At 58.0% G+C, this 26,186-nt stretch carries 28 protein-coding genes; 23 read left to right on the top strand and 5 right to left on the bottom strand.

Going from position 1 to position 26,186, the window contains the following annotated elements:
• Positions 1-130 precede the first annotated feature (130 nt).
• The 3 genes from C6A40_RS15270 to queE all read left to right on the top strand — a co-directional run bounded on the left by C6A40_RS15270 (position 131) and on the right by queE (position 3,123).
• The gene (locus C6A40_RS15270) at positions 131-1,690 is read left to right on the top strand and encodes a PTS transporter subunit EIIC (protein ID WP_023294452.1); all 1,560 of its coding nucleotides are present in this window, start codon (positions 131-133) and stop codon (positions 1,688-1,690) included.
• The gene (locus C6A40_RS15265) at positions 1,690-2,379 is read left to right on the top strand and encodes an N-acetylmannosamine-6-phosphate 2-epimerase (protein ID WP_021241904.1); all 690 of its coding nucleotides are present in this window, start codon (positions 1,690-1,692) and stop codon (positions 2,377-2,379) included. The genes C6A40_RS15270 and C6A40_RS15265 overlap by 1 nt, the downstream gene beginning before the upstream one ends.
• 72 nt (positions 2,380-2,451) lie before the next feature.
• A complete protein-coding gene (gene queE, locus C6A40_RS15260; RefSeq protein WP_021241905.1) occupies positions 2,452-3,123 on the top strand; it encodes a 7-carboxy-7-deazaguanine synthase QueE in 672 nt (223 codons plus the stop codon).
• Positions 3,124-3,211: 88 nt separating this feature from the next.
• Here queE and queD read toward each other — a convergent pair whose 3' ends face one another.
• Positions 3,212-3,574, bottom strand: coding sequence for a 6-carboxytetrahydropterin synthase QueD (queD, locus tag C6A40_RS15255; RefSeq protein ID WP_023294450.1), 363 nt, complete (start codon positions 3,572-3,574; stop codon positions 3,212-3,214).
• 306 nt (positions 3,575-3,880) lie between these two features.
• Between queD and cysJ the strand changes: the two genes are divergently transcribed.
• Genes cysJ through cysH form a run of 3 tightly spaced genes read left to right on the top strand, consistent with a single transcriptional unit; the run spans position 3,881 to position 8,148 of the window.
• A complete protein-coding gene (gene cysJ / locus C6A40_RS15250; protein ID WP_023344814.1) occupies positions 3,881-5,686 on the top strand; it encodes an NADPH-dependent assimilatory sulfite reductase flavoprotein subunit in 1,806 nt (601 codons plus the stop codon).
• A complete protein-coding gene (gene cysI, locus C6A40_RS15245) occupies positions 5,686-7,398 on the top strand; it encodes an assimilatory sulfite reductase (NADPH) hemoprotein subunit (RefSeq protein ID WP_045336504.1) in 1,713 nt (570 codons plus the stop codon). The genes cysJ and cysI overlap by 1 nt, the downstream gene beginning before the upstream one ends.
• A gap of 15 nt (positions 7,399-7,413) precedes the next feature.
• The gene (cysH, locus tag C6A40_RS15240) at positions 7,414-8,148 is read left to right on the top strand and encodes a phosphoadenosine phosphosulfate reductase (protein WP_008499616.1); all 735 of its coding nucleotides are present in this window, start codon (positions 7,414-7,416) and stop codon (positions 8,146-8,148) included.
• Between the two features lie 98 nt (positions 8,149-8,246).
• Here cysH and C6A40_RS15235 read toward each other — a convergent pair whose 3' ends face one another.
• Positions 8,247-9,290, bottom strand: a complete 1,044-nt coding sequence (locus C6A40_RS15235; RefSeq protein ID WP_008499615.1) for an aminopeptidase — start codon at positions 9,288-9,290, stop codon at positions 8,247-8,249.
• Between the two features lie 237 nt (positions 9,291-9,527).
• On the opposite strand from C6A40_RS15235, the gene cysG reads away from it, so the two are divergent.
• From cysG to rpoS, 13 genes are all read left to right on the top strand, one after another.
• Entirely contained in the window at positions 9,528-10,886 is a 1,359-nt protein-coding gene (gene cysG, locus C6A40_RS15230) for a siroheme synthase CysG (protein WP_045336505.1), read from the top strand.
• Between the two features lie 9 nt (positions 10,887-10,895).
• Positions 10,896-11,804: a sulfate adenylyltransferase subunit CysD gene (gene cysD, locus C6A40_RS15225; protein WP_008499613.1), complete on the top strand. Its 909-nt coding sequence runs from the start codon at positions 10,896-10,898 to the stop codon at positions 11,802-11,804.
• Positions 11,805-11,813: 9 nt separating this feature from the next.
• Positions 11,814-13,238, top strand: a complete 1,425-nt coding sequence (gene cysN / locus C6A40_RS15220) for a sulfate adenylyltransferase subunit CysN (RefSeq protein ID WP_045336506.1) — start codon at positions 11,814-11,816, stop codon at positions 13,236-13,238.
• Positions 13,238-13,843 (top strand): adenylyl-sulfate kinase, encoded by a 606-nt coding sequence (cysC, locus tag C6A40_RS15215; RefSeq protein ID WP_045336508.1) that lies wholly within the window; start codon positions 13,238-13,240, stop codon positions 13,841-13,843. The genes cysN and cysC overlap by 1 nt, the downstream gene beginning before the upstream one ends.
• Before the next feature lie 58 nt (positions 13,844-13,901).
• Positions 13,902-14,228 (top strand): DUF3561 family protein, encoded by a 327-nt coding sequence (locus tag C6A40_RS15210; RefSeq protein ID WP_008499610.1) that lies wholly within the window; start codon positions 13,902-13,904, stop codon positions 14,226-14,228.
• A 166-nt stretch (positions 14,229-14,394) separates the two neighbouring features.
• A complete protein-coding gene (gene ftsB, locus C6A40_RS15200) occupies positions 14,395-14,706 on the top strand; it encodes a cell division protein FtsB (protein ID WP_008499609.1) in 312 nt (103 codons plus the stop codon).
• A 19-nt stretch (positions 14,707-14,725) separates the two neighbouring features.
• Entirely contained in the window at positions 14,726-15,436 is a 711-nt protein-coding gene (gene ispD / locus C6A40_RS15195) for a 2-C-methyl-D-erythritol 4-phosphate cytidylyltransferase (protein ID WP_023616744.1), read from the top strand.
• Positions 15,436-15,915, top strand: coding sequence for a 2-C-methyl-D-erythritol 2,4-cyclodiphosphate synthase (gene ispF, locus C6A40_RS15190; protein WP_008499607.1), 480 nt, complete (start codon positions 15,436-15,438; stop codon positions 15,913-15,915). Before ispD ends, ispF begins: the two co-directional genes overlap by 1 nt.
• Entirely contained in the window at positions 15,912-16,961 is a 1,050-nt protein-coding gene (gene truD / locus C6A40_RS15185) for a tRNA pseudouridine(13) synthase TruD (RefSeq protein WP_021241910.1), read from the top strand. The genes ispF and truD overlap by 4 nt, the downstream gene beginning before the upstream one ends.
• Complete coding sequence (gene surE, locus C6A40_RS15180; RefSeq protein ID WP_021241911.1) at positions 16,942-17,703, top strand: 5'/3'-nucleotidase SurE; 762 nt, start codon at positions 16,942-16,944, stop codon at positions 17,701-17,703. Before truD ends, surE begins: the two co-directional genes overlap by 20 nt.
• On the top strand, positions 17,697-18,323 hold the full coding sequence (locus C6A40_RS15175) for a protein-L-isoaspartate(D-aspartate) O-methyltransferase (RefSeq protein WP_008499604.1): 627 nt from the start codon (positions 17,697-17,699) through the stop codon (positions 18,321-18,323). Before surE ends, C6A40_RS15175 begins: the two co-directional genes overlap by 7 nt.
• Positions 18,324-18,439: 116 nt before the next feature.
• Entirely contained in the window at positions 18,440-19,564 is a 1,125-nt protein-coding gene (gene nlpD / locus C6A40_RS15170; protein ID WP_008499601.1) for a murein hydrolase activator NlpD, read from the top strand.
• 59 nt (positions 19,565-19,623) lie between these two features.
• Positions 19,624-20,616, top strand: coding sequence for an RNA polymerase sigma factor RpoS (rpoS, locus tag C6A40_RS15165; RefSeq protein WP_008499600.1), 993 nt, complete (start codon positions 19,624-19,626; stop codon positions 20,614-20,616).
• 52 nt (positions 20,617-20,668) lie between these two features.
• On the opposite strand, the gene C6A40_RS15160 is transcribed toward rpoS, so the two are convergent.
• A complete protein-coding gene (locus tag C6A40_RS15160) occupies positions 20,669-21,049 on the bottom strand; it encodes a DUF4440 domain-containing protein (RefSeq protein ID WP_114191310.1) in 381 nt (126 codons plus the stop codon).
• Positions 21,046-22,248 carry an MFS transporter gene (locus tag C6A40_RS15155; RefSeq protein ID WP_045336511.1) on the bottom strand — a complete coding sequence of 401 codons (1,203 nt, stop codon included), beginning with the start codon at positions 22,246-22,248 and terminating at the stop codon, positions 21,046-21,048. The genes C6A40_RS15160 and C6A40_RS15155 overlap by 4 nt, the downstream gene beginning before the upstream one ends.
• Positions 22,249-22,356: 108 nt before the next feature.
• Here C6A40_RS15155 and C6A40_RS15150 point away from each other — a divergent pair, with 108 nt between their 5' ends.
• A complete protein-coding gene (locus C6A40_RS15150; RefSeq protein WP_045336512.1) occupies positions 22,357-23,244 on the top strand; it encodes a LysR family transcriptional regulator in 888 nt (295 codons plus the stop codon).
• On the opposite strand, the gene C6A40_RS15145 is transcribed toward C6A40_RS15150, so the two are convergent.
• Positions 23,241-23,648, bottom strand: coding sequence for a MarR family winged helix-turn-helix transcriptional regulator (locus tag C6A40_RS15145; protein WP_008499596.1), 408 nt, complete (start codon positions 23,646-23,648; stop codon positions 23,241-23,243). The two genes, C6A40_RS15150 and C6A40_RS15145, sit on opposite strands and share 4 nt — an antisense overlap.
• Before the next feature lie 172 nt (positions 23,649-23,820).
• Between C6A40_RS15145 and C6A40_RS15140 the strand changes: the two genes are divergently transcribed.
• From C6A40_RS15140 to C6A40_RS15130, 3 genes are read left to right on the top strand one after another with little or no spacing between them, the layout of a single operon-like run.
• On the top strand, positions 23,821-24,423 hold the full coding sequence (locus C6A40_RS15140; protein WP_008499595.1) for a non-oxidative hydroxyarylic acid decarboxylases subunit B: 603 nt from the start codon (positions 23,821-23,823) through the stop codon (positions 24,421-24,423).
• Positions 24,413-25,840 (top strand): non-oxidative hydroxyarylic acid decarboxylases subunit C, encoded by a 1,428-nt coding sequence (locus C6A40_RS15135; RefSeq protein ID WP_114191309.1) that lies wholly within the window; start codon positions 24,413-24,415, stop codon positions 25,838-25,840. The genes C6A40_RS15140 and C6A40_RS15135 overlap by 11 nt, the downstream gene beginning before the upstream one ends.
• Before the next feature lie 10 nt (positions 25,841-25,850).
• On the top strand, positions 25,851-26,072 hold the full coding sequence (locus C6A40_RS15130; protein WP_003862116.1) for a non-oxidative hydroxyarylic acid decarboxylases subunit D: 222 nt from the start codon (positions 25,851-25,853) through the stop codon (positions 26,070-26,072).
• The last annotated feature ends 114 nt before the right edge of the window (positions 26,073-26,186 follow it).

The raw sequence follows: 26,186 nt of genomic DNA, 5'->3' as shown, positions 1-26,186 counted from the left end.
GGCGGAAAGCGGGGGCGGGATGCCAGTCATTTCGAAAAAGTATGATCGTCGTCCTGGTTTTTGATGATAATTTTCACTGTTTAATATTAATATGGTAAAAATTTTCATCCATTAATGGGGGGATGAAAAAATGATGCAAATATTCAGTGGGGCTTCTTCAGGGGGATGGTTTGAAAAAGCGCAGCGCTTTGGCAAATCCTTTATGTTGCCGATTGCCGTGCTGCCTGCGGCGGGTCTGCTGCTGGGGATAGGCGGCGCGCTATCGAATCCCAACACGCTGGCAGCCTATCCGTTTTTAGACGTGAGCTGGCTCCAGGCCATTTTCACCATCATGAGCAGCGCAGGATCCATCGTGTTTGCGAACCTCTCGGTGCTGTTTGCCGTTGGGGTGGCCGTCGGGCTGGCAAAAAGCGATAAGGGCACGGCGGGGCTGGCGGCGTTACTCGCGTTTCTGGTGATGAATGCCACCATCAACGCGCTACTGATCCTCACCGGCAAACTGGCGCATGAGAACCCGGGCGCGGTGGGGCAGGGCATGACGCTGGGTATTCAGACGCTGGAAACCGGCGTCTTTGGCGGCGTGGTGATTGGGCTGGTAACCTGCGCGCTCCATCATCGGTTTAACAAGATTGCACTTCCGCAGTTCCTGGGCTTTTTTGGCGGCTCGCGCTTTGTTCCTATCATCAGCTCGCTGGCGGCGATACTCGTCGGTGCGCTCATGACCGTGGTCTGGCCGCATTTCCAGAAGCTGATTTTTGGTCTCGGCGGGCTGGTGGATGCGACCGGCTATCTGGGCACTTTGCTGTACGGCTTCATTTTACGCATGCTGGGTCCGTTCGGTCTGCACCACATCTTCTATCTGCCTTTCTGGACCACCGCGCTTGGCGGGAGTGAAATCGTCAACGGACACCTCGTGGAAGGCACGCAGCGGATCTTCTTCGCTCAGCTGGCTGACCCGAACACGCAACATTTCTATGAGGGCACGTCACGCTTCATGTCCGGGCGCTTTATTACGATGATGTTTGGCCTGCTCGGGGCGTGCCTGGCGATGTACCACACGGCAAAACCCGAGAACAAAAAACGCGTTGCCGGGCTGCTGCTTTCTGCGGCGTTAACCTCGTTCCTGACCGGGATTACCGAGCCTATCGAATTCTCGTTCCTGTTTATTGCGCCGGTGCTCTACGTCATCCATGCGCTGTTTGACGGGCTGGCATTCATGCTCGCGCACATGCTGCATATCACCATCGGGCAAACCTTCTCCGGCGGTTTCATCGACTTCGTGCTGTTCGGCATTTTGCAGGGAGAAGCCAAAACCAACTGGATGTTCGTTCCGCTGGTCGGCGTACCGTGGTTCTTCCTTTACTACTTTACCTTCCGCTATCTGATTAACCGCTTTGATTTCGCGACGCCAGGTCGGGAAAAGGAGGCAATGGCTGATGAGGTCAGTCTGCCGCAAAACGAACGCGCAGCCGCGGTGATCGCCGGATTAGGCGGAAAAGAGAATCTGGACGAGGTGGACTGCTGCGCCACGCGTCTTCGCGTCACGGTTAAAGACGGCAGCAAAGTGAATGAGTCGGCACTGAAAGCCACCGGGGCGCGCGGCGTTATCGTGCGCGGCAACGGCGTTCAGGTCATTTATGGCCCGCACGTCACGATTATCAAAAACGAAGTGGAAGAGATCTTATCGTAATGAAAACTGTACTGGATAACCTGAAGGGAAAACTGGTCGTCTCCTGTCAGGCGCTGGAAAATGAACCGCTGCACAGCCCGTTTATTATGTCGCGCATGGCGCTGGCTGCGGCACAGGGCGGGGCTGCCGCCATTCGCGCCAACAGCGTGGTGGATATCGAGGCCATCAGGCAGCAGGTGTCTTTGCCGGTCATCGGCATCATCAAACGGGATTATCCCGAAAGCGAGGTGTTTATCACCGCGACAATGAAAGAAGTGGATGAGCTCATGAGCGTCTCGCCGGACATCATTGCGCTTGATGCGACGGCGCGGCCACGTCCCGGCGGAGAATCTCTGGAAACGCTGGTCTCGCGCATCCGCGCACGTTATCCCGCGGTGCTGCTGATGGCGGATATCTCCTCCGTGGAGGAAGCCGTGACGGCGCAGGCGCTGGGCTTTGACTGCGTCGGCACCACGCTTTACGGCTACACGGCGGAAACGGCGGGCCATTCACTTCCGGAAAACGACTGCGCCTTCCTGAAGGCGGTGCTGGCCGCCGTGACGGTGTCCGTGGTTGCCGAAGGCAACGTGGATACCCCCGAGCGTGCGGCCAGGTGTCTGGCGCTGGGCGCGCATACGGTGGTGGTCGGCGGCGCGATCACCCGTCCGCAGCAAATCACGGAACGGTTTATGGCGGCGATTGGCGCGTAAAGCACCGATGGAGCATGACCATCCGGCGGGGATCTGCGATACTTATCGTTTATCCCCTTTACTGAGATGACTATGCAGTACCCGATTAACGAGATGTTCCAGACCCTGCAAGGCGAGGGTTACTTTACCGGCGTTCCCGCTATTTTCATTCGTTTACAGGGATGCCCGGTTGGCTGTGCCTGGTGTGACACCAAACATACGTGGGATAAGCTCGCAGATCGGGAAGTGTCGCTGTTTAGCATTCTGGCGAAAACCAAAGAGAGCGATAAGTGGGGCGCGGGCAGTGCCGAAGATCTGCTCGCCATTATTGGCCGTCAGGGCTGGACGGCGCGCCACGTCGTGATCACCGGCGGTGAACCCTGCATCCACGATCTGACGCCGCTGACCGAGCTGCTCGAAAAGAACGGCTACAGCTGCCAGATCGAAACCAGCGGCACCCATGAAGTGCGCTGCTCGCACACCACCTGGGTGACGGTATCGCCAAAAGTGAATATGCGCGGCGGGTATGACGTGCTGTCTCAGGCGCTGGAGCGCGCGGATGAGATTAAGCACCCGGTAGGACGCGTGCGTGATATCGAAGCGCTGGATGAACTGCTGGCCACGCTGACGGACGAAAAGCAGCGGGTGATTGCCCTGCAGCCTATCAGCCAGAAAGACGATGCAACGCGCCTGTGCATTGAAACCTGTATTGCGCGCAACTGGCGCCTGTCGATGCAGACGCATAAGTATCTGAATATCGCCTGAAAAAAAGCCCGGTGGCGCGAGCGCTTACCGGGCCTGGGTTTCGAGGCTTTTGTAGGCCGGGTAAGGCGAAGCCGCCACCCGGCAAGCATCACTCGCCGCGATAGATGCAGCCCGCGGTGCAGGTCTCTTTGATCATCACCGCGCTCAGCAGCGGTACCCGCGGTTTCATCTGATCCCAAATCCATTTTGCCAGCACTTCGCTGGTCGGGTTTTCAAGGCCCGGGATCTCATTCAGGTAGTAGTGATCCAGACGATCGTAGGTCGGCTTAAACGCCGCCTTCAGCTCGGCAAAATCCATGATCCAACCGGTATGCGGATCAACTTCACCGGTGATCTCAAGACGCACCATGAACGAATGCCCGTGCAGACGGCCACATTTATGCCCTTCAGGGACATGCGGAAGGTGGTGGGCGGCTTCGAAGGTGAAATCTTTAAACAGTGTGGTGGACATGATCGCTCTCAGTAATGCGGAAAAAACCGCCGCATAGTACCGGAAAGCACAAATTTTAGCATTAACTAAAACGGCTCTGAGCGGCAACCGCCTCGTATACGGGGTGTTTATCGCTATTTGTTCTTATATTTCAAATAATTATTTAATCGGTTTTATCGCTAAGCATGACAACCAAAACAGGTTAGTCCATTTGGTTATTTATTATTTCCATCCCTTCTTTAATTGTTATTATCCTCGCCGTTAACCTTATCTTCAGTTTGGATTTATTCGCTTAAAGTCCGCTTGGCTACTGGAACATAACGACGCATGACAACACAGGCCCCACCTTCAAACTTGCTTCCCCTGAACCCGGAGCAGCTGGCGCGCCTTCAGGCTGCCACCTCTGATTTTTCTCCCACTCAGCTTGCCTGGGTCTCCGGCTATTTCTGGGGAATGCTCAATCAGCAGCCTGGCGCTGTGGCGGGTGCACCGGCCACGGCCGTAGAAATTCCGGCCATTACTCTGATTTCCGCCTCGCAGACGGGTAACGCCCGCCGCGTGGCCGAAGCGCTGCGTGACGACCTGCTGGCCGCCAGGCTGAACGTGAACCTGGTCAACGCCGGGGATTATAAATTTAAGCAAATCGCGTCAGAAAAACTGCTGGTAGTGGTGGCTTCTACGCAGGGTGAAGGTGAACCCGCAGAAGAAGCGGTGGCGCTGCATAAGTTCCTGTTCTCGAAAAAAGCGCCGAAGCTGGATGGCACGGCGTTTGCCGTCTTTGGCCTGGGCGATACCTCCTATGAATTCTTCTGCCAGTCCGGCAAAGACTTCGACAGCAGGCTGGCGGAGCTGGGCGCAGAGCGCCTGCTGGACCGCGTTGACGCGGATGTCGAATACCAGACCGCCGCCGCCGAATGGCGCGCCCGCATCGTCGACGTGCTAAAAGCGCGCGTGCCGAAAGAGACGTCAGCCCAGGCCGCGTTCACCGCGACGGGTGCTGTTAACGACATCCACACCAGCCCGTACACCAAAGAGGCGCCGCTGGCGGCGAGCCTGTCGGTGAACCAGAAAATTACCGGCCGCGATTCTGAAAAAGACGTTCGCCATATCGAAATCGATCTCGGCGACTCGGGCCTGCGCTATCAGCCTGGCGATGCGTTGGGCGTCTGGTATCAGAACGATCCGGCGCTGGTGAAAGAGCTGGTTGAGCTGCTGTGGCTGAAAGGCGACGAGCCCGTCACCGTTGACGGCAAAACGCAGCCGCTTTCTGAAGCGTTGCAGTGGCATTTTGAGCTGACGGTGAATACCCCGAATATCGTCGAAAATTATGCCACCTTAACGCGCAGCGAATCCCTGCTGCCGCTGGTGGGCGACAAGGCGAAGCTGCAGCATTACGCCGCGACGACGCCGATTGTCGATATGGTGCGCTTCTCTCCGGCTCAGCTGGATGCCGATGCGCTGATCGGCCTGCTGCGTCCGCTGACCCCACGCCTGTACTCGATTGCCTCGTCTCAGGCCGAGGTGGAGAGCGAAGTGCATATCACCGTCGGCGTGGTGCGCTACGACATCGAAGGCCGCGCCCGTACGGGTGGAGCATCGGGCTTCCTGGCAGACCGCGTGGAAGAAGAGGGCGAAGTGCGCGTCTTTATCGAGCACAACGACAACTTCCGCCTGCCTGCAAACCCGGAAACGCCGGTCATCATGATTGGCCCGGGCACCGGCATTGCGCCGTTCCGCGCCTTCATGCAGCAGCGTGCGGCGGATGGCGCACCGGGTAAAAACTGGCTGTTCTTCGGCAACCCGCACTTTACGGAAGATTTCCTCTACCAGGTGGAGTGGCAGCGCTACGTCAAAGAAGGCGTACTGACCCGCATCGATCTGGCCTGGTCCCGCGACCAGAAAGAAAAAGTATACGTACAAGACAAACTGCGCGAACAGGGCGCAGAGCTGTGGCGCTGGATCAATGACGGTGCCCACATTTATGTCTGCGGCGACGCCAATCGCATGGCGAAAGACGTTGAGCAGACTTTGCTGGAAGTGATTGCCGAATTCGGCGGTATGGATGCCGAAGCGGCGGACGAATTTTTAAGTGAGCTGCGCGTTGAGCGCCGTTATCAGCGAGATGTCTACTAATGAGCGAAAAACATCCAGGGCCACTGGTGGTCGAAGGTACACTGACAGACGCCGAGCGCATGAAGCTGGAAAGCAACTATCTGCGTGGCACCATTGCTGAAGATCTGAATGACGGTCTCACCGGCGGTTTCAAAGGCGACAACTTCCTGCTGATCCGTTTCCACGGCATGTACCAGCAGGACGACCGCGACATCCGCGCCGAGCGTGCAGAGCAGAAGCTGGAGCCGCGTCACGCGATGCTGCTGCGCTGCCGTCTGCCGGGTGGGGTGATTACCACCAAACAGTGGCAGGCGATCGACAAGTTTGCCGGTGAAAACACGATCTACGGCAGCATCCGTCTGACCAACCGTCAGACCTTCCAGTTCCACGGCATTCTGAAGAAGAACGTCAAGCCGGTGCACCAGATGCTGCACTCCGTTGGGCTGGACGCGCTGGCGACCGCCAACGACATGAACCGTAACGTGCTCTGCACCTCGAACCCGTATGAGTCCGAGCTGCACGCTGAAGCGTACGAGTGGGCGAAGAAGATCTCCGAGCACCTGCTGCCGCGCACGCGCGCCTATGCGGAGATCTGGCTCGATCAGGAAAAAGTCGCGACCACCGATGAAGAGCCGATCCTCGGCCAGACCTACCTGCCGCGTAAGTTTAAAACCACGGTAGTGATCCCGCCGCAGAACGATATCGACCTGCACGCCAACGACATGAACTTCGTGGCGATTGCCGAAAACGGCAAGCTGGTGGGCTTTAACCTGCTGGTGGGCGGCGGCCTGTCCATTGAGCACGGTAACAAGAAAACCTATGCCCGCACCGCGAGCGAGTTCGGCTTCCTGCCGCTGGAGCACACGCTGGCCGTGGCGGAAGCGGTGGTGACGACCCAGCGCGACTGGGGTAACCGTACCGACCGTAAAAACGCGAAAACCAAATATACCCTGGAGCGCGTGGGCGTGGAGACGTTCAAAGCGGAAGTGGAGCGTCGCGCGGGCATCAAGTTTGAGCCGATCCGCCCTTACGAATTCACCGGTCGCGGCGATCGCATTGGCTGGGTGAAGGGTATCGACAATAAATGGCACCTGACGCTGTTTATCGAAAACGGCCGTATTCTGGATTATCCGGGGCGTCCGCTGAAAACCGGCCTGCTGGAAATTGCGAAGATCCATAAGGGCGAGTTCCGCATTACGGCTAACCAGAACCTGATCATTGCCGGCGTGCCGGAAAGCCAGAAGGCGAAGATCGAGAAGCTGGCGCGCGAACATGGGTTGATGGATGCGGTGAAGCCGCAGCGTGAAAACTCAATGGCCTGCGTGTCGTTCCCGACCTGTCCGCTGGCGATGGCGGAAGCGGAACGTTTCCTGCCGTCATTCACTGACAAGGTAGAAGCGATTCTGGAAAAACACGGCATTCCGGACGAGCATATTGTTATGCGCGTGACGGGCTGCCCGAACGGCTGCGGTCGCGCGATGCTGGCCGAACTGGGGCTGGTGGGGAAAGCGCCGGGGCGCTACAACCTGCACCTGGGCGGTAACCGTATCGGCACGCGCATTCCGCGTATGTTCCGCGAGAACATCACCGAGCCGGAAATTCTTGATTCCATCGACGAGCTTGTCGGGCGCTGGGCGAAAGAGCGCGAAGCGGGTGAAGGCTTCGGCGACTTTACGGTGCGTGCGGGCATCATTCGCCCGGTGCTCGATCCCGCCAGGGATTTCTGGGAGTAAACACGAGAGGTAATTATGTCCGTACTCGATCTAAACGCCCTTAATGACCTGCCAAAAGTCGAACGCATTCTGGCGCTGGCAGAAACCAATGCCCACCTTGAAAAGCTGGACGCTGAAGGGCGCGTGGCGTGGGCGCTGGAAAACCTGCCGGGAGAGTATGTGCTCTCGTCAAGCTTTGGTATTCAGGCGGCGGTCAGTTTGCATCTGGTGAATCAGATCCGTCCGGACATTCCGGTGATCCTCACCGATACCGGCTATCTGTTCCCGGAAACCTACCAGTTCATTGACGAGCTGACGGACAAGCTCAGGCTGAACCTGAAAGTTTACCGCGCGACGGAAAGCGCGGCCTGGCAGGAGGCGCGCTACGGCAAGCTGTGGGAGCAGGGGGTTGAGGGCATTGAGAAATACAATGAGATCAACAAAGTTGAGCCGATGAACCGGGCGCTGAAAGAGCTTAATGCGCAGACGTGGTTTGCGGGCCTGCGCCGTGAGCAGTCCGGCAGCCGGGCAACCTTACCGGTGCTGGCGGTGCAGCGCGGGGTGTTTAAAGTGCTGCCGATTATCGACTGGGATAACCGGACGGTGTACCAGTACCTGCAAAAGCACGGGCTGAAATACCATCCGCTGTGGGACCAGGGCTATCTGTCGGTGGGCGATACCCACACCACGCGTAAGTGGGAACCGGGCATGGCGGAAGAAGAGACGCGATTCTTCGGGCTGAAGCGCGAGTGCGGGTTGCACGAAGGGTGATAACCTTTTTGCCCGGTGGCGCTGCGCTTACCGGGCCTACTAAGGCTCGTTCCATATGTAGGCCCGGTAAGGCGTAGCCGCCACCGGGCTTAACGGCCTCAGGCTTTCCCCGCTTTCGCCAGCTCCTTCACCAGCGGCAGCATCACCTTCACCACATCACGACTGCGGTGCTCAATCCGCTGCGGCAGCGCGCGATCGATGTGCTGCTGATTGTCCAGCATCACGTTGTGCCAGCTCGTCCCGTCCGGGAAGGCCTTCGATTTAGCCCGCTGCTGGTAGCCATCTTTTTTGCCCAGCGCCCAGTTCGTCGCTTCCACGTACAGCACCGGAATGCCCGCCTTATCGAACACTTCCCCGTCGTTGCAGCAGCCTGTGCCTCGCGGATAATCCGGGTTACCGCCGGGGTTGCTGGTGGCATAAACCCCATGGCTGCGGGCTATCGCCAGCGCCCGGTCGCGCGTCAGTTTCCGCACGGTACCCGGCGTACTCTGCCCGCTGTTGAAATAGAGCTTGTCGCCGACGATCAGGTTGTCGAGGTTGATCACCAGCAGCGTATTTTTCTTCTCCTCAGCGCTCATGCGCTTAAGGAGATTCTCAGCGCCGAGTTTGCCCTCTTCCTCACCGCTGGTGGCAACAAAACGAATGCCATATTGGGTGGGAATATCTTTCATCCGCTCGGCCAGTTCGAGCATCACACCCAGGCCTGCGGCATTATCGTCCATGCCCTGCAGCGTCAGCCCGCCAAGATTGTTATCCGTATCGGCGTCACTCATCGGGGCGTAGGTATCAAGGTGCGCCATAATGATAATTTGCTCTTTTGCGCTGCCTTCGTGGGCCGCAATCACCGTACTGCCGGTCACGTTATGCCAGTTTTTCGTTTTATTTCGCGAGGTATAGACGTAGCGGCTGTGAAACGATCGGATATCGCTCTGGTAACCCATGTCGGCAAACTGCTGACGAAGATAGTCCGCGGAGAGCATTTCCGCAGGCGATCCGGTCATGCGGCCAGGGAAAACGGTGGCAATATGCCGCGCCTGCATAGTGGCGATTTCACCATAAGGTTGGTTTTTTGCCTGGGCAGGAAGAATAAAGCAAACGCCGAGCGCCAGGGCAGCAATACGGTGGCGCGTTGCGGAAAACATAGTGAGTCCTTAAAAACAGAGCAAAATAATAACCCGCCTAGTATGAAACTGTGATCGTCCATACACAATTTGAATCGTTCTTAAATGCCCGAAATTTCGCGCGTTAAGCACTTTTTGGTATTAGCTTTTTCACAGCGTTATTCCATTGAGTAACTACTCATTCCAATTCGTAATTTCATTCGGTCTAAGCCGCCCCCTATAGTCCCTCTATTCCTCGTTGTTAGTGAGTTGTTGCCTGTGGACTATCTGCCCTTATTTGCTGCGATTAAAGAGAAACCGGTGCTGGTGGTTGGCACGGGTGAAATCGCCGATCGCAAAATCGCGTTTCTGCAGCGCGCAGGGGCCCAGGTGCAGGTCGTTGAAGAGGCGGATTTCGACGAGTCACAAATCGACAGCGTCGTGCTGGTAATTGCGGCGACCGAAGATCGTGAACTGAACCAGCGGATCTCCGACGCCGCTCAGGCCCGTTACCGCCTGGTGAACGTGGTGGACGACCAGCCTTTATGCTCGTTTATTTTCCCGTCGATCGTTGACCGTTCGCCGCTGCTGGTGGCGATCTCCTCCGGCGGTACCGCACCGGTGCTGGCGCGCGTGCTGCGGGAAAAAATCGAAGCGCTGCTGCCGACCAGCCTCGGGCGCATGGCGGAGAAAGCCAGCTACTGGCGCAACCATCTGAAAACCCGCCTGACCAGCGTGACGGAACGCCGTCGCTTCTGGGAACGCGTGTTTCGCGGCCGCTTTGCCAGCCTGATGCATGCCGGTAATGAGACAGCGGCGCAGAAAATCCTCGAGGACGAACTGGATAACCCCGGCAGTACGGGCGGGGAGATCATTCTGGTGGGCGCGGGGCCGGGCGATGCCGGGCTCCTGACGCTGCGCGGCCTGCAGGTGCTGCAGGATGCGGACGTGGTGTTCTACGACCACCTGGTCACCGACGGCGTGCGCGAGCTGATCCGTCGCGACGCGGAGCAAATCTGCGTCGGCAAACGGGCGGGCGAACACTCGGTGCCGCAGCACGACACCAACCAGATGCTAATTGACGCCGCGAAAGCGGGCAAAACCGTAGTGCGCCTGAAGGGGGGCGATCCGTTCATTTTCGGTCGCGGCGGCGAAGAGCTGCAGGCGGCAGCTGAAGCGGGCGTTCCGTTCCAGGTGGTGCCCGGCATCACGGCGGCTTCTGCAGTAACGGCCTACGCCGGTATCCCGTTGACCCACCGCGATTACGCCCAGAGCGTCACCTTTGTGACCGGCCACTACAAGGCGGACAGCACGCCGTTCGACTGGTCGCATCTCGCCCAGAGCCGCCAGACGCTGGCGATATACATGGGCACGATGAAAGCGGCGGACATCAGCGAACAGCTTATTCAGCACGGTCGCGAGGCGACGACCCCCGTTGCCGTCATTTCTCGCGGCACGCGCGTCGATCAGCATGTTGCTGTCGGCACACTTCAAGACCTTGCAACCCTGGCGAAAGATGCCCCGATGCCTGCCCTGATCGTGGTGGGGGAAGTGGTGCAGCTGCACAGCACGCTCGCCTGGTTTCAGCACACAACCGATACAGAAGGCTTTGGTTCTTCTGTTGTAAATTTGGCTTAAGGAACGGTTATGGACCAAAAACGTCTTACACACCTGCGGCAGCTCGAAGCGGAAAGTATCCATATTATCCGCGAAGTGGCCGCCGAGTTTTCTAACCCGGTGATGATGTACTCCATCGGTAAAGATTCCAGCGTCATGCTGCATCTGGCGCGTAAAGCGTTTTATCCGGGCACGCTGCCGTTCCCGCTGCTGCACGTGGACACCGGCTGGAAATTCCGCGAGATGTACGAATTCCGCGACCGTACCGCGAAAGCCTACGGCTGCGAGCTGCTGGTGCATAAAAACCCGGAAGGGGTGGCGATGGGCATTAACCCGTTCGTGCACGGCAGCGCCAAACACACCGATATCATGAAAACCGAAGGGCTGAAGCAGGCGCTGAACAAATACGGTTTTGACGCGGCCTTCGGCGGCGCGCGCCGTGACGAAGAGAAATCCCGCGCCAAAGAGCGTATCTACTCCTTCCGCGATCGCTTCCACCGCTGGGACCCCAAAAACCAGCGTCCGGAGCTGTGGCACAACTACAACGGCCAGATTAACAAGGGCGAAAGCATCCGCGTCTTCCCGCTCTCCAACTGGACCGAGCTGGATATCTGGCAGTACATCTATCTGGAAAACATCGAGATCGTTCCGCTGTATCTGGCCGCCGAGCGCCCGGTGCTGGAGCGTGACGGCATGCTGATGATGATCGACGACGATCGCATCGACCTGCAGCCGGGTGAAGTGATTAAAAAACAGATGGTGCGTTTCCGCACCCTCGGCTGCTGGCCGCTGACCGGCGCGGTGGAATCCAACGCCCAGACGCTGCCGGAGATCATCGAAGAGATGCTGGTGTCGACCACCAGCGAGCGACAGGGGCGCGTGATTGACCGCGACCAGGCAGGCTCCATGGAGCTGAAGAAACGTCAGGGTTATTTCTAAGGAGCCGCCATGAATACCACTATTGCTCAACAAATTGCCAACGAAGGCGGCGTGGAAGCGTATCTGCATGCGCAACAACACAAAAGCCTGCTGCGTTTTCTGACCTGCGGCAGCGTGGATGACGGGAAAAGTACCCTGATTGGCCGCCTGCTGCACGATACGCGCCAGATTTATGAAGATCAGCTCTCCTCCCTGCATAACGACAGTAAGCGTCACGGTACCCAGGGCGAAAAGCTGGATCTGGCGCTGCTGGTTGACGGCCTGCAGGCGGAGCGCGAGCAGGGCATCACGATTGACGTGGCCTACCGCTATTTCTCTACCGAGAAGCGCAAATTTATTATTGCCGACACCCCGGGGCACGAACAGTACACCCGCAATATGGCGACCGGCGCGTCGACCTGTGACCTGGCGATCCTGCTGATCGACGCCCGTAAAGGCGTGCTGGATCAGACCCGTCGCCACAGCTTTATCTCCACGCTGCTGGGGATCAAACATCTGGTGGTGGCGGTCAACAAGATGGATCTGGTGAACTTCAGCGAAGAGAAGTTCGAGGAGATCCGCCAGAGCTACCTGACCTTTGCCGAACAGCTGCCGGGCAACCTGGATATCCGCTTTGTGCCGCTCTCGGCGCTGGAAGGGGATAACGTCGCCTCCCAGAGCGCGAACATGCCGTGGTACAGCGGCCCGACGCTGCTGGAGGTGCTGGAGACGGTTGAAATTCAGCGCGTGGTCGACACCCAGCCGATGCGCTTCCCGGTGCAGTACGTGAACCGTCCTAACCTCGACTTCCGCGGTTTCTCCGGCACCCTTGCGTCAGGCTCCGTAAAGGTCGGTCAGCGCGTCAAGGTGCTGCCATCCGGCGTGGAATCGACCATCGCACGCATCGTCACCTTCGACGGTGACCTGCAGGACGCAGGCGCCGGTGAAGCGGTTACGCTGGTGCTGAAAGACGAGATTGATATCAGCCGGGGCGATCTTCTGGTGGATGCCCAGGAAACGCTGGCCGCCGTGCAGGGGGCTTCCGTGGATGTGGTGTGGATGGCGGAGCAACCGCTGACGCCGGGCCAGAGCTACGACATCAAAATCGCCGGCAAGAAGACCCGCGCCCGCGTGGACGGTATTCAGTTCCAGGTGGACATCAACAATCTGACCCAGCGCGAGGTTACCGAGCTGCCGCTGAACGGTATTGGTCTGGTCGATCTGACCTTTGACGAACCGCTGGTGCTGGATCCGTATCAGCAAAATCCGGTGACGGGCGGCCTTATCTTTATTGACCGCCTGACGAACGTCACCGTCGGCGCGGGGATGGTCCGTGAGCCAAACGAACAGGCGTCCGCAGCTTCAGAATTCAGCGCCTTTGAGCTGGAGCTGAACGCGCTGGTGCGTAAGCACTTCCCGCACTGGGGCGCGCGCGATCTGCTGGGAGGCAAGTAATGGCTGCCCATGATGAGAACGTCGTCTGGCATCCTCATCCGGTCACCGTCGCCCAGCGCGAACAGCTCCACGGTCACCGTGGAGTAGTGCTGTGGTTTACCGGGCTGTCCGGCTCGGGTAAATCGACGGTGGCGGGCGCGCTGGAAGAGGCATTGCATCAGCAGGGCGTAAGCACGTACCTGCTGGATGGCGACAACGTGCGCCATGGCCTGTGCAGCGATTTAGGGTTCAGCGACGACGACCGCAAAGAGAACATCCGCCGGGTCGGGGAGGTCGCCAGCCTGATGGCCGACGCCGGGCTGGTGGTGCTGACCGCATTTATCTCTCCACACCGCGCCGAGCGCCAGATGGTGCGCGAACGCGTGGGCCAGGATCGCTTTATCGAAGTGTTTGTGGATACGCCGCTGGAGGTTTGCGAAGCGCGCGACCCGAAAGGGCTGTACAAAAAAGCGCGTGCCGGAGAATTGCGCAACTTCACCGGCATTGACGCGCTATACGAAGCGCCTGAATCGCCTGAAATTCACCTGGAGGGTCAACAATTGGTAACAAATTTAGTAAGCCAATTATTAGACCTGCTCAGACGGGACGATATTATCAGATCCTGAGACGGTATCGTTCGGGAGCTGTCTTCCCGAACGATGAGTCACGGTCACAGGACTAGCTATGCGCAACAGTGAACATTACATCACCACCACCGGGTCGGAGCCGCTTGCGACCGACGACGAAACGACCTGGTCATTTCCTGGGGCCATCATTGGCTTCGTCTCATGGTTGCTGGCGCTGGGTATCCCGTTTCTTATCTACGGCGGCAACACGCTGTTCTTCTTTCTCTACACCTGGCCTTTCTTTCTGGCGCTGATGCCCGTGGCGGTTGTCGTCGGCATTGCGCTTCACTCGCTGCTCAACGGCAAGCTCCTGTACAGTACCGTGGTCACGATTGTGACGGTGGTGCTGATGTTTGGTCTGTTATTTTTGTGGCTCATGGGCTAACTTCAGCCATAATTCAAACCGTAACCAACTGTGTAACGATATTGAGCAGGACGATTCTGCGGAAAAAATGTGGTACATTTGCCCGCGATGTTGCGGCATCTCTGTTACCCCGGCGTAGTGCTCTGGGGAAGTCTTGGGATGATGATGCCGTTTTTCAGGGGGCAGGATGGGTAAACTAACGCTGCTGTTGCTGGCTTTGCTAATCTGGCTGCAATATTCGCTGTGGTTCGGTAAGAACGGACTGCACGACTATAGCCGGGTGAGCGATGACGTCGCAGCTCAGCAGGCAACAAACGCCAAACTTAAGGCGCGAAACGATCAACTCTTCGCTGAAATTGATGACCTCAATGGCGGGCAAGAGGCGATTGAGGAACGCGCACGCAATGAACTCAGTATGACTAAGCCGGGCGAAACCTTTTATCGTCTGGTTCCGGATGCGTCTAAACGCAATCAGGGCTCAGCACAAAACAATCGATAATCAGGCCCAGGATTACGACATGGCAGTAACTTTTTCGGACGTATGCGCCGTGGTGCCGGCCGCAGGTTTTGGCCGGCGCATGCAGACAGAATGTCCCAAGCAATACCTCTCTATTGGCGATAAAACGATCCTCGAGCACGCCGTGGCGGCGCTGCTGGCGCACCCGCGGGTGACGCGGGCGATCATCGCTATCAGCCCCGGCGATGCGCGCTTCGCGCAGCTCCCGCTGGCAAATCATCCACAGATTACCGTTGTCGATGGCGGTGCCGAGCGCGCCGATTCCGTGCTGGCAGGCATTCAGGCGGCCGGTAACGCGCCGTGGGTGCTGGTGCATGACGCGGCGCGTCCGTGCCTGCATCAGGACGATCTCGCTCGCCTGCTGGCATTGAGCGAAACCAGCAAAGTGGGCGGCATTCTGGCCGCTCCCGTGCGCGACACCATGAAGCGTGCCGAGCCGGGCAAACGGGCTATCGCCCACACCGTCGATCGCGTCGATCTCTGGCACGCGCTGACGCCGCAATTTTTCCCCCGCGAACTGCTCCACGACTGCTTAACGCGCGCGCTTAACGAAGGTGCGACCATCACGGACGAAGCCTCTGCGCTGGAGTACTGCGGTTTCCACCCTGAGCTTGTTGAAGGACGTGCTGATAATATTAAAGTGACGCGTCCGGAAGATTTACAGCTCGCGGAATTTTATCTTACCCGTTCGACCCATCAGGAGAAGGCATAATGCGAATTGGACACGGTTTTGATGTACACGCCTTTGGCGGCGAAGGCCCAATTATCATTGGCGGCGTGCGCATTCCTTATGAAAAAGGGCTGCTGGCGCATTCTGATGGCGACGTGGCGCTGCATGCGCTGACCGACGCGCTGCTGGGCGCGGCCGCACTGGGTGATATCGGCAAGCTGTTCCCGGACACCGATCCGGCGTTTAAAGGGGCGGACAGCCGTGAACTGCTGCGCGAAGCGTGGCGCCGCATCCAGGCGAAAGGCTATACCCTTGGCAACGTCGACGTGACGATTATCGCCCAGGCCCCAAAAATGCTGCCGCACATTCCGCAGATGCGCGTATTTATTGCAGAAGATCTGGGCTGCCACATGGACGACGTGAACGTGAAAGCGACGACGACCGAGAAGCTGGGCTTTACCGGTCGTGGCGAAGGGATTGCCTGTGAAGCCGTGGCGCTGCTGGTGAAGGCGAGCAAATGACAGAATTCGACAACCTGACATACCTGCACGGTAAGCCGCAGGGGAACGGGGTGCTGAAAGCCAGCCCGGAAGATTTCCTCGTGGTGGAGGATCTGGGCTTTGAGCCGGATGGCGAAGGCGAACATATCCTGGTGCGTATTCTGAAAAATGGCTGCAATACCCGCTTTGTGGCCGACGCGCTGGCAAAATTCCTCAAAATTCATGCCCGCGAGGTGAGCTTTGCCGGGCAGAAAGATAAACACGCCGTCACGGAACAGTGGCTCTGCGCGCGCGTTCCCGGCAATGCGATGCCTGATTTAAGCAAATTTGAGCTTGAGGGCTGTAAGGTACTGGAATATGCCCGCCACAAGCGCAAACTGCGTCTGGGCGCGTTAAAAGGCAACGCGTTTACGCTGGTGCTGCGCGACGTGACTGACCGTGAAGACGTTGAAAAACGCCTGAATGCCATCAGCGACCGCGGCGTACCGAACTACTTTGGCGCGCAGCGCTTTGGCATCGGCGGCAGCAACCTGCAGGGCGCACTGCGCTGGGCGCAAAGCGACGCGCCGGTGCGTGACAGGAATAAACGCAGTTTTTGGTTGTCGGCGGCCCGCAGTGCGTTGTTTAATCAGATTGTGAGCGAAAGGCTGAAAAAACCGGACGCGAATCAAGTTGTTGTTGGCGATGCGCTACAATTAGCGGGACGCGGAAGCTGGTTTGTGGCAACGGCCGAAGAGATGGCCGATGTCCAGTCGCGCGTGGACGCAAAAGGGCTGCTGATCACCGCCGCGTTGCCCGGTACGGGCGACTGGGGAACCCAGGGGGAGGCCCTGGCCGCCGAGCAGTCAGCCGTGGCGGATGCGCCAGAATTGCAGTCCTTGCTGGTGCGGGAAAAAGTCGACGCGGCACGCCGCGCGATGCTGCTCTATCCGCAGCAGTTAAGCTGGAACTGGTGGGATGACGTGACCGTCGAGTTACGCTTCTGGCTGCCGGCAGGCAGCTTTGCCACCAGTGTTGTCAGGGAACTTATCAACACCTCGGGTGATTATGCGAATATTGCTGAGTAACGATGACGGGATCCACGCGCCAGGCATTCAGACCCTGGCGAAACACCTCCGTGAGTTTGCGGATGTGCAGGTTGTGGCGCCCGATCGTAACCGCAGTGGAGCGTCTAACTCGCTGACGCTGGAGTCGTCGCTTCGCACCTTTACCTTTGAAAATGGCGATATTGCCGTACAGATGGGCACGCCGACCGACTGTGTTTTTCTGGGCGTGAACGCGCTGATGCGGCCGCGTCCGGATATCGTCGTCTCCGGCATTAACGCCGGGCCTAACCTCGGCGATGACGTGATTTACTCCGGCACCGTGGCGGCCGCAATGGAAGGCCGCCATCTGGGATTCCCGGCGCTGGCGGTCTCGTTGAACGGCTACACGCACTACGACACCGCCGCCGCGGTGACCTGTTCGATCCTGCGGGCGCTCGGCCGCGAGCCGTTGCGTACCGGACGCATCCTCAACATTAACGTGCCGGATCTTCCTCTCGATGAAATTAAAGGCATCCGCGTCACCCGTTGCGGGAGTCGACATCCTGCCGATCAGGTGATCCCGCAGCAGGATCCGCGCGGCAACACGCTTTACTGGATCGGCCCTCCCGGCGATAAGTGCGATGCGGGTCCGGATACCGACTTTGCCGCCGTGGAGGAAGGCTATGTTTCGGTTACCCCGCTGCACGTAGATTTAACCGCGTATAGCGCGCATGATGTGGTGTCGGGCTGGCTGGATCGCGCAGGAGTGAACGCGCAATGGTAAACAAACGTGTACAAACTCTTCTGGAACAACTACGCGCGCAGGGGATCCGCGACGAGCACGTGCTTGAAGCGCTCGCCCTGGTTCCGCGTGAGAAATTTGTAGACGAGGCGTTTGAACACAAAGCGTGGGAAAACGTGGCGCTGCCCATCGGGCAGGGCCAGACGATTTCGCAGCCTTACATGGTGGCTCGCATGACGGAGCTGCTGGAGCTGACGCCCGATTCCCGCGTGCTGGAGATTGGCACCGGGTCGGGGTATCAGACCGCGATCCTGGCGCATCTCGTTCATCACGTATGCTCCGTGGAGCGGATCAAAGGTTTACAGTGGCAGGCGCGTCGTCGCCTGAAACAACTTGATTTACATAATGTTTCGACACGACACGGTGATGGATGGCAGGGTTGGAAGGCTCGTGCCCCGTTTGACGCGATCATCGTGACGGCGGCCCCGCCAGAAATTCCAGCTGCCCTGTTGTCGCAGCTGGATGAGGGGGGCATTCTGGTTCTGCCTGTCGGGGACGAGCAGCAGCTGTTGAAGCGCGTTCGTCGGCGCGGCGGCGAGTTTATTATCGACACCGTGGAAGCCGTGCGCTTTGTGCCTCTGGTGAAGGGGGAGTTGGCCTGAGACTCGGAATTATCCAGGGTTATTAAGGCAAATTCAGCGTATGGTGTGGCGCGAAAGATTCGTGCCATCACGGTAAATTTTAAGTCACTGGTAGTTAACACATTCCTGGGGGATAAATGAGCGCGGGAAGCCCTAAATTCACCATCAGCCGTGTTGCGGCATTATCACTGGTTTCGCTCTGGCTGGCAGGCTGTACAAGTTCTAACAACGCGCCTGCGCCCGTCAGTTCCGTCGGCGGAAACAGCGGCTCCGGTAACACGTCCAGCGGAATGTTAATCACGCCGCCACCTAAAATGGGAACGGCTGCGCCGCAGCAAACACCACAAATTCAGCCTGTGCAACATCCTGTTACACAGCCAATGCAGGTTCAGCCAGTTGAACAGCCTGTTCAGACCCAAAACGGCCGCATAGTCTATAACCGCCAGTATGGGAACATTCCGAAAGGCAGCTACACCGGTGGCAGCACCTATACCGTGAAACGCGGCGATACGCTGTTCTACATTGCGTGGATCACCGGGAACGATTTCCGTGACCTCGCGCAGCGCAACAACGTCCAGGCCCCATACGGTCTGGAAGTCGGGCAAACGCTCCAGGTGGGCAACGCGACGGGTACGCCGCTTACGCCTGGCAACACGGTTTCAGCGGCCGATGTGACGGCTCAAAATAACAGCGTTAAGCCTGCACAAAAATCCACCACGGTGGTTGCTTCACAACCTGTAATTACGTATTCTGAGGATTCAGGTGATCAGACTGCTAACAAAATGTTGCCGAATAATAAAGGGACTGCGACTGCTGTCACAGCACCGGTTACGGCACCTGTGGTTAGCTCTACTGAACCGACTGCCAGCAGTATGACCTCCAGTTCGCCGATTTCTGCATGGCGCTGGCCGACTGACGGCAAGGTTATCGAGAACTTCTCTTCTTCCGAAGGGGGAAATAAAGGGATCGATATCGCAGGGAGTAAAGGACAGGCTATCATCGCGACCGCAGATGGACGCGTTGTGTATGCCGGTAACGCTCTGCGCGGTTACGGTAATCTTATCATCATCAAACACAACGATGATTACCTGAGTGCCTACGCCCATAACGACACAATGCTGGTCCGGGAACAACAAGAAGTTAAGGCGGGGCAAAAAATCGCTACCATGGGTAGCACCGGAACCAGTTCTACACGCTTGCATTTTGAAATTCGTTACAAGGGGAAATCCGTAAACCCGCTGCAGTACTTGCCGCAGCGATAATTTGACGGGGCATGCCAGCCAGGGTGTCTCGTTCAGGGATCACGGGTAGGAGCCACCTTATGAGTCAGAATACGCTGAAAGTTCATGATTTAAATGAAGACGCGGAATTTGATGAGAACGGAGTAGAGGCTTTTGACGAAAAAGCCTTAGTAGAAGAGGAACCCAGTGATAACGATTTGGCTGAAGAAGAGCTGTTATCGCAGGGCGCCACACAGCGTGTACTGGACGCGACTCAGCTTTACCTTGGGGAGATTGGTTACTCCCCACTGCTAACGGCCGAAGAAGAAGTCTATTTCGCACGTCGTGCTTTGCGTGGTGATGTGGCCTCGCGTCGTCGCATGATTGAAAGTAACCTGCGACTGGTCGTGAAAATTGCCCGCCGTTACGGCAATCGTGGTCTGGCTCTGCTGGATCTGATTGAAGAGGGCAACTTAGGTCTCATCCGCGCAGTTGAGAAGTTTGACCCGGAACGCGGGTTCCGTTTCTCAACCTACGCGACCTGGTGGATTCGTCAGACCATCGAACGGGCTATTATGAACCAGACCCGTACGATTCGCCTGCCGATTCACATCGTCAAAGAGTTGAACGTGTATCTGCGTACCGCGCGCGAGTTGTCCCATAAGCTGGACCACGAGCCAAGCGCAGAAGAAATTGCCGAACAACTCGATAAACCGGTTGATGACGTAAGCCGTATGCTGCGTCTCAACGAGCGCATTACCTCCGTTGACACCCCGCTGGGTGGCGACTCCGAAAAAGCGCTGCTGGACATCCTGGCCGATGAAAAAGATAACGGTCCGGAAGACACCACGCAGGACGATGACATGAAACAGAGCATCGTCAAATGGCTGTTCGAATTGAACGCCAAACAGCGTGAAGTGCTGGCGCGTCGTTTCGGTTTACTGGGGTATGAAGCTGCGACACTGGAAGACGTCGGCCGCGAAATTGGCCTGACCCGTGAACGTGTTCGTCAGATTCAGGTTGAAGGTCTGCGTCGCCTGCGTGAAATCCTGCAGGGGCAAGGTCTGAATATCGAAGCGCTGTTCCGCGAATAAGCAACCTTTCGTCAAAAAAGGCCCGTCGTGAGACGGGCCTTTTTCTTTTGTGTTACGGCTGCGTCGCCGTCTCGTGCAGCAGACGCCAGGTTATTTTGTCACCTTCCTGATTAAGCACCGCGGTTGACCAGCGCACGTTAACGGGCAGGTCTGGCCGGGTTTGCGTCTCCCGGTAGTGAAGCACTGCACCCCGTTCGCCGCTCTGGATCGTGGTTAATTCGTCAATGACGATTTTCAGCCCGGGACGGCTTCCGCGCTGTTTTTCCAGAAAACTGGCCAGGCCGTTATAGTCGACCTGCACACCGCCCGGCGGGATCATCAGAAAATCGTGCTGGAAACGGGCGAGCAGCGCGTCGGCCTCGCCTTCACCTTTGCCTAACCATGCTTCAAGCGCAATGTGGAGGTTGATAATGTCGTGTTCGAAAGGCGTCATGAATTCTCCTGTCGCAGCGGGTTTAGCACCTGCGTATTGTTAAGACGAAAAACGTACGGTACAGGCAGCAAGGTCATGCCTGCGGCAAAAATAAACATCCCGTGCCAGGCGGCGTGTGGCGTCAGCCACGCCTGCGCCAGGTTCAGCACCTGCGCCAGCAGCAGGGCACCGGCAAAAAAGCTCAATTGACGATTGAGATTCCACAGCGCGCTGGCATCCGGCATCTCGTCCCGGCGCGTTGTCAGAAACGCGCTGCTCTGAGCCGTGCTGCTGCACAGGCTTCCCCCGGCGCCCATCAGGGCAAACGCGACGGCAGGCAGCAGCGTAGCCGAACTGACGTCAATCAAAAGCAGAATGCCCGTCGCCTGCAACAGGCAGCCGATGACGATCAGGGGGCGGGGGCCGATACGGTTAAAATAACGTCCCGTTGCCGTGATGGCGAGAAACGATGCCACAGACCACGGCAGCATGAGCATGCCCGTAGCGGCTGGGCTCATGTTCGCCACGTTCTGAAGATAAAACATGCCCGTGACGTTCACCCCAATAAATACGCCGGGTACGCAGATATACACAAGCATGGAAAAACGCAAAAGCGGGTCCGCGAGCAATGACAGGTTTAGCAGTCTGGCCGCGTTCATCGCAGGCATTTCGTGTTTAAGCCACAGGCAGGCCAGAACGAAGGTCACGATAGCGACCGGTAGCGTGGCGAAAAATATCCATCGCCAGCTTAGCGTCTGTACCAGCAGTCCCCCGATAGCCGGGGAGCAGGCCGGGGCAAGCAGCGCGACCAGCATCACCGCCGAGGAGAGCTTCGCACGCTCCTGAGGCCTGAACTGTTGCCAGGTCAGCGCCTGTCCGACGGGGATCAGTAAGCCTCCTCCCACGCCCTGAAGCACTCGCCAGGCAATCAGACTTTCAAGCGTTGCAGACAGGCCCGCCGCAGCGGAGGCGGCACTGAACAGAAAAAGCGAAAGCAGGATGACGCGCTTTGGCCCAATGCGGCGCGAGAGCAGGCTGCTGAACGGGATCGCCAGCGTCAGGCCGGCAATGTACCCGTTACTGACCCAGGTAAGGGCCGAAGGCGTGGTGTTAAAGGCGTGAGCCATCGCCGGAAAGGCGACGCTGGCAATAAACATGTTGATCAAATCAAGAAAAAAGCCCAGCAGATAGACAACGGCAACTTGGCTGCGATACGTCATGGTGGATCCTCCGGTGAGGTGGCGTATCGTATCGATCCGGGAAGCACGGATAAACCTGACAAAGCGCGATATACTGTCAAAAATATTTTGACAGTAAAGGGTGTGATGATGATTAACCTGCAGCGGACGCAGATGTTTGTCGCGGTGGCCGACACCGGCAGTTTTACGGCGGCCGCCGAGGCGATGGGGCTGACAAAAGCGGTGGTTAGCTTCAATATCCGCCAGCTTGAAGATGAGCTGGGCGTTACGCTGCTGCTGCGCTCCACCCGCCGCCTGACGCTAACCGAGGCGGGCGTGCTTTTTCATCAGCGCAGCGTCGCGCTTCTGAAGGAGGCCGAACGGCTGCAGGATGATGTCCGTGCGAACCATGCGGGGCTCACCGGCGAACTGCGGATCACGACCACGCCTGAATATGGCGCCCGGGTCGTGGTGCCGCTGCTGGCCAGGTTTAGCCAGCAGCACACGGATCTTCGCGTCCGACATGTTTCGTCGTCACTGCACGCAGACCTTATCTCGGAGCGCTTTGACGTGGCCATCCGGCTGGGAACGCTTGTTGATTCGCGCAACCACGCCGCACTGATTTCTCACTTTTCTATTCTCCCCGTCGCGACGCCCGAGTGGCTTGCGGGAAACCCTATCGAATCGATTGCGCAGCTGGCGCAGGCCGACTGGATTATCCACGAGCGCTTAGCCTCGCCGCTGCGCTGGCAGGTGAAAGATGCCCGCGGTGCGCCTGACATGCTGGAGATAAAAAAGGCGCCGCGTTTGTTTGCCGACAGCGCTCAGGCCCTTATGGCTTTTGCGCTCGCAGGCGGTGGGGTGGCGTTACTGCCGGAATGGCTGGTGCGCGATTCGCTTGATGCGGGAACGCTGGTGACGATTTTACCGGAGTATACCTTTGCGCGGCAGGGGATCTATGCGGTCTATCCTGATGCCCGGCATGTGCCCGCAAAAGTGCGCACCTTTATCGATTTTATGCGCACCAGCGTGAGTTAATCGTGCATCATCTTTTTGATGAGCGCAGAGAACTGCTCCCGCTCGGCCTTGTTAAGGCGTCCTAAAAAGGCCTCATCAACCTCATTGCCTACCGGCTTACAGTCTGCAAGCAGGGCCTCACCTTCTGGCGTGAGGAAGACAAAGCGACGGCGCTTATCCGCAGGGTCGTGCTCGCGTTTGACCAGCCCGCGCGCCTCCATGCGGCTCAGCATTTCCGCCAGGGTCGCTTTCGTGCTGACCGCGACTTCAGTCAATGCCACCTGTTCAATGCCCGGATGCTCGGCAATCGAGCGCATCACCGCATACTGCGGCTTGGTCAGTTCCGGCAGGGCATGTTGCCACTTCGCGGTATGCTGTTGAAAAAGCTGACGTAACAGGTGGAACGCCTCTTGTCTTAGTTCCATGAACACTCCGACAGAAAAAATCACCCCCTATGATAGCCGCTAAAGTCCAGGATGATAATGCGGCATTTTTTAGCATTTTGTGTGATCGTGTACGAACAATCTTGTCAGAAAAACAATCCGGGAGTAGTTTACCTCTAATGTTCGTACACGAACAAATTGATTGAGGTGATGAATGAGATTGATCGTGGGAATGACGGGGGCGACGGGTGCTCCGCTGGGCGTGGCGCTGCTGCAGGCGCTGCGGGAAATGCCGGAAGTAGAGACGCATCTGGTGATGTCGAAGTGGGCAAAAACCACCATTGAGCTGGAAACGCCTTACACCGCCCAGGACGTTGCTGCCCTGGCTGACGTCGTCCACAGCCCGGCTGACCAGGCCGCCACTATCTCCTCCGGCTCGTTTCGTACCGACGGCATGATCGTCATTCCCTGCAGCATGAAAACGCTGGCCGGGATCCGCGCGGGCTATGCCGAAGGGCTGGTGGGCCGTGCGGCGGATGTGGTGCTGAAAGAGGGGCGCAAGCTGGTGCTAGTGCCCCGTGAAACGCCGCTCAGCACCATTCATCTGGAGAACATGCTGGCGCTCTCCCGCATGGGCGTGGCGATGGTGCCGCCCATGCCTGCGTACTACAACCACCCGCAAACCGCCGATGACATTACCCAGCATATTGTGACCCGCGTGCTCGACCAGTTTGGCCTGGAGCATAAAAAGGCGCGCCGCTGGAACGGGTTGCGGGAGGCGAAACATTTTTCACAGGAGAATAAAGATGGCATTTGATGATCTGAGAAGCTTCCTGCAGGCGCTCGATGAGCAAGGGCAACTGCTGAAAATTGAGGAAGAGGTGAACGCCGAGCCGGATCTGGCGGCGGCAGCCAACGCGACAGGCCGCATCGGTGACGGCGCACCCGCGCTGTGGTTCGACAACATTCGCGGCTTTACCGATGCCCGCGTGGTGATGAACACCATCGGCTCCTGGCAAAATCACGCTATTTCGATGGGGCTGCCTGCGAACACGCCGGTGAAAAAGCAGATCGACGAGTTTATTCGCCGCTGGGATAAATTCCCGATTGCGCCAGAGCGCCGCGCCAACCCGGCCTGGGCGCAGAATACGGTGGACGGTGAAGACATTAACCTGTTCGACATCCTGCCGCTGTTCCGCCTGAACGACGGGGACGGTGGTTTTTATCTCGACAAAGCGTGCGTTGTCTCGCGCGATCCGCTCGACCCGGATAACTTCGGCAAGCAGAACGTTGGCATCTACCGCATGGAAGTGAAGGGCAAGCGCAAGCTCGGCCTGCAGCCGGTGCCGATGCACGATATCGCCCTGCATCTGCACAAAGCGGAAGAGCGCGGCGAAGACCTGCCGATTGCGATTACGCTGGGCAACGACCCGATCATCACCCTGATGGGCGCGACGCCGCTGAAATACGATCAGTCGGAATATGAAATGGCCGGTGCGCTCCGTGAAAGCCCGTACCCGATTGCCACCGCGCCGCTGACCGGCTTCGACGTGCCGTGGGGTTCTGAAGTGATCCTGGAAGGGGTGATTGAAGGCCGTAAGCGCGAAATTGAAGGGCCGTTCGGCGAGTTTACCGGCCACTACTCCGGTGGCCGTAACATGACGGTTGTGCGTATCGACAAAGTTTCTTACCGCACCAAACCGGTTTTCGAATCCCTTTACCTCGGCATGCCGTGGACCGAGATTGATTATCTGATGGGGCCGGCCACCTGCGTGCCGCTCTACCAGCAGCTGAAAGCGGAGTTCCCGGAAGTGCAGGCGGTAAACGCGATGTACACCCACGGTCTGCTGGCGATCATCTCCACCAAAAAGCGTTACGGCGGCTTCGCCCGCGCGGTTGGCTTGCGCGCCATGACCACGCCGCACGGTCTGGGCTACGTGAAGATGGTGATCATGGTGGATGAGGATGTCGACCCGTTCAACCTCCCGCAGGTGATGTGGGCGCTCTCATCGAAGGTCAACTCGGCAGGCGATCTGGTGCAACTGCCGAACATGTCGGTGCTTGAACTCGACCCAGGCTCCAGCCCGGCGGGCATTACCGACAAACTGATTATTGATGCCACCACGCCTGTTGCACCGGACACCCGTGGCCACTACAGCCAGCCGGTACAGGATCTTCCCGAAACCAAAACCTGGGCTGAAAAACTGACCGCGATGCTGGCTGCACGCCAATAAGGAGGAAAAGATGATTTGTCCACGTTGTGCCGATGAGCATATTGAAGTGATGGCGACGTCACCGGTGAAAGGGGTCTGGACCGTTTACCAGTGCCAGCATTGTCTGTATACCTGGCGCGATACCGAACCGCTGCGTCGTACCAGCCGCGAGCACTACCCGGAAGCGTTCCGCATGACGCAGAAGGATATTGACGAGGCGCCGCAGGTGCCGACAATCCCGCCGCTGCTCTAAAAAAAAGCCCGGTGGCGCTGCGCTTACCGGGCGATAATATTGTGCGGCCTTTTGCCCGGTGGCGCTGCGCTTACCGGGCCTACGGTTTTGTAGGTCGGGTAAGGCGAAGCCGCC

Source organism: Enterobacter sp. GER_MD16_1505_Eko_090 (genome assembly GCF_003331015.1).
GTDB classification, from domain to species: domain Bacteria; phylum Pseudomonadota; class Gammaproteobacteria; order Enterobacterales; family Enterobacteriaceae; genus Enterobacter; species Enterobacter roggenkampii.
This window is presented reverse-complemented; position numbering and strand designations above follow the sequence as displayed.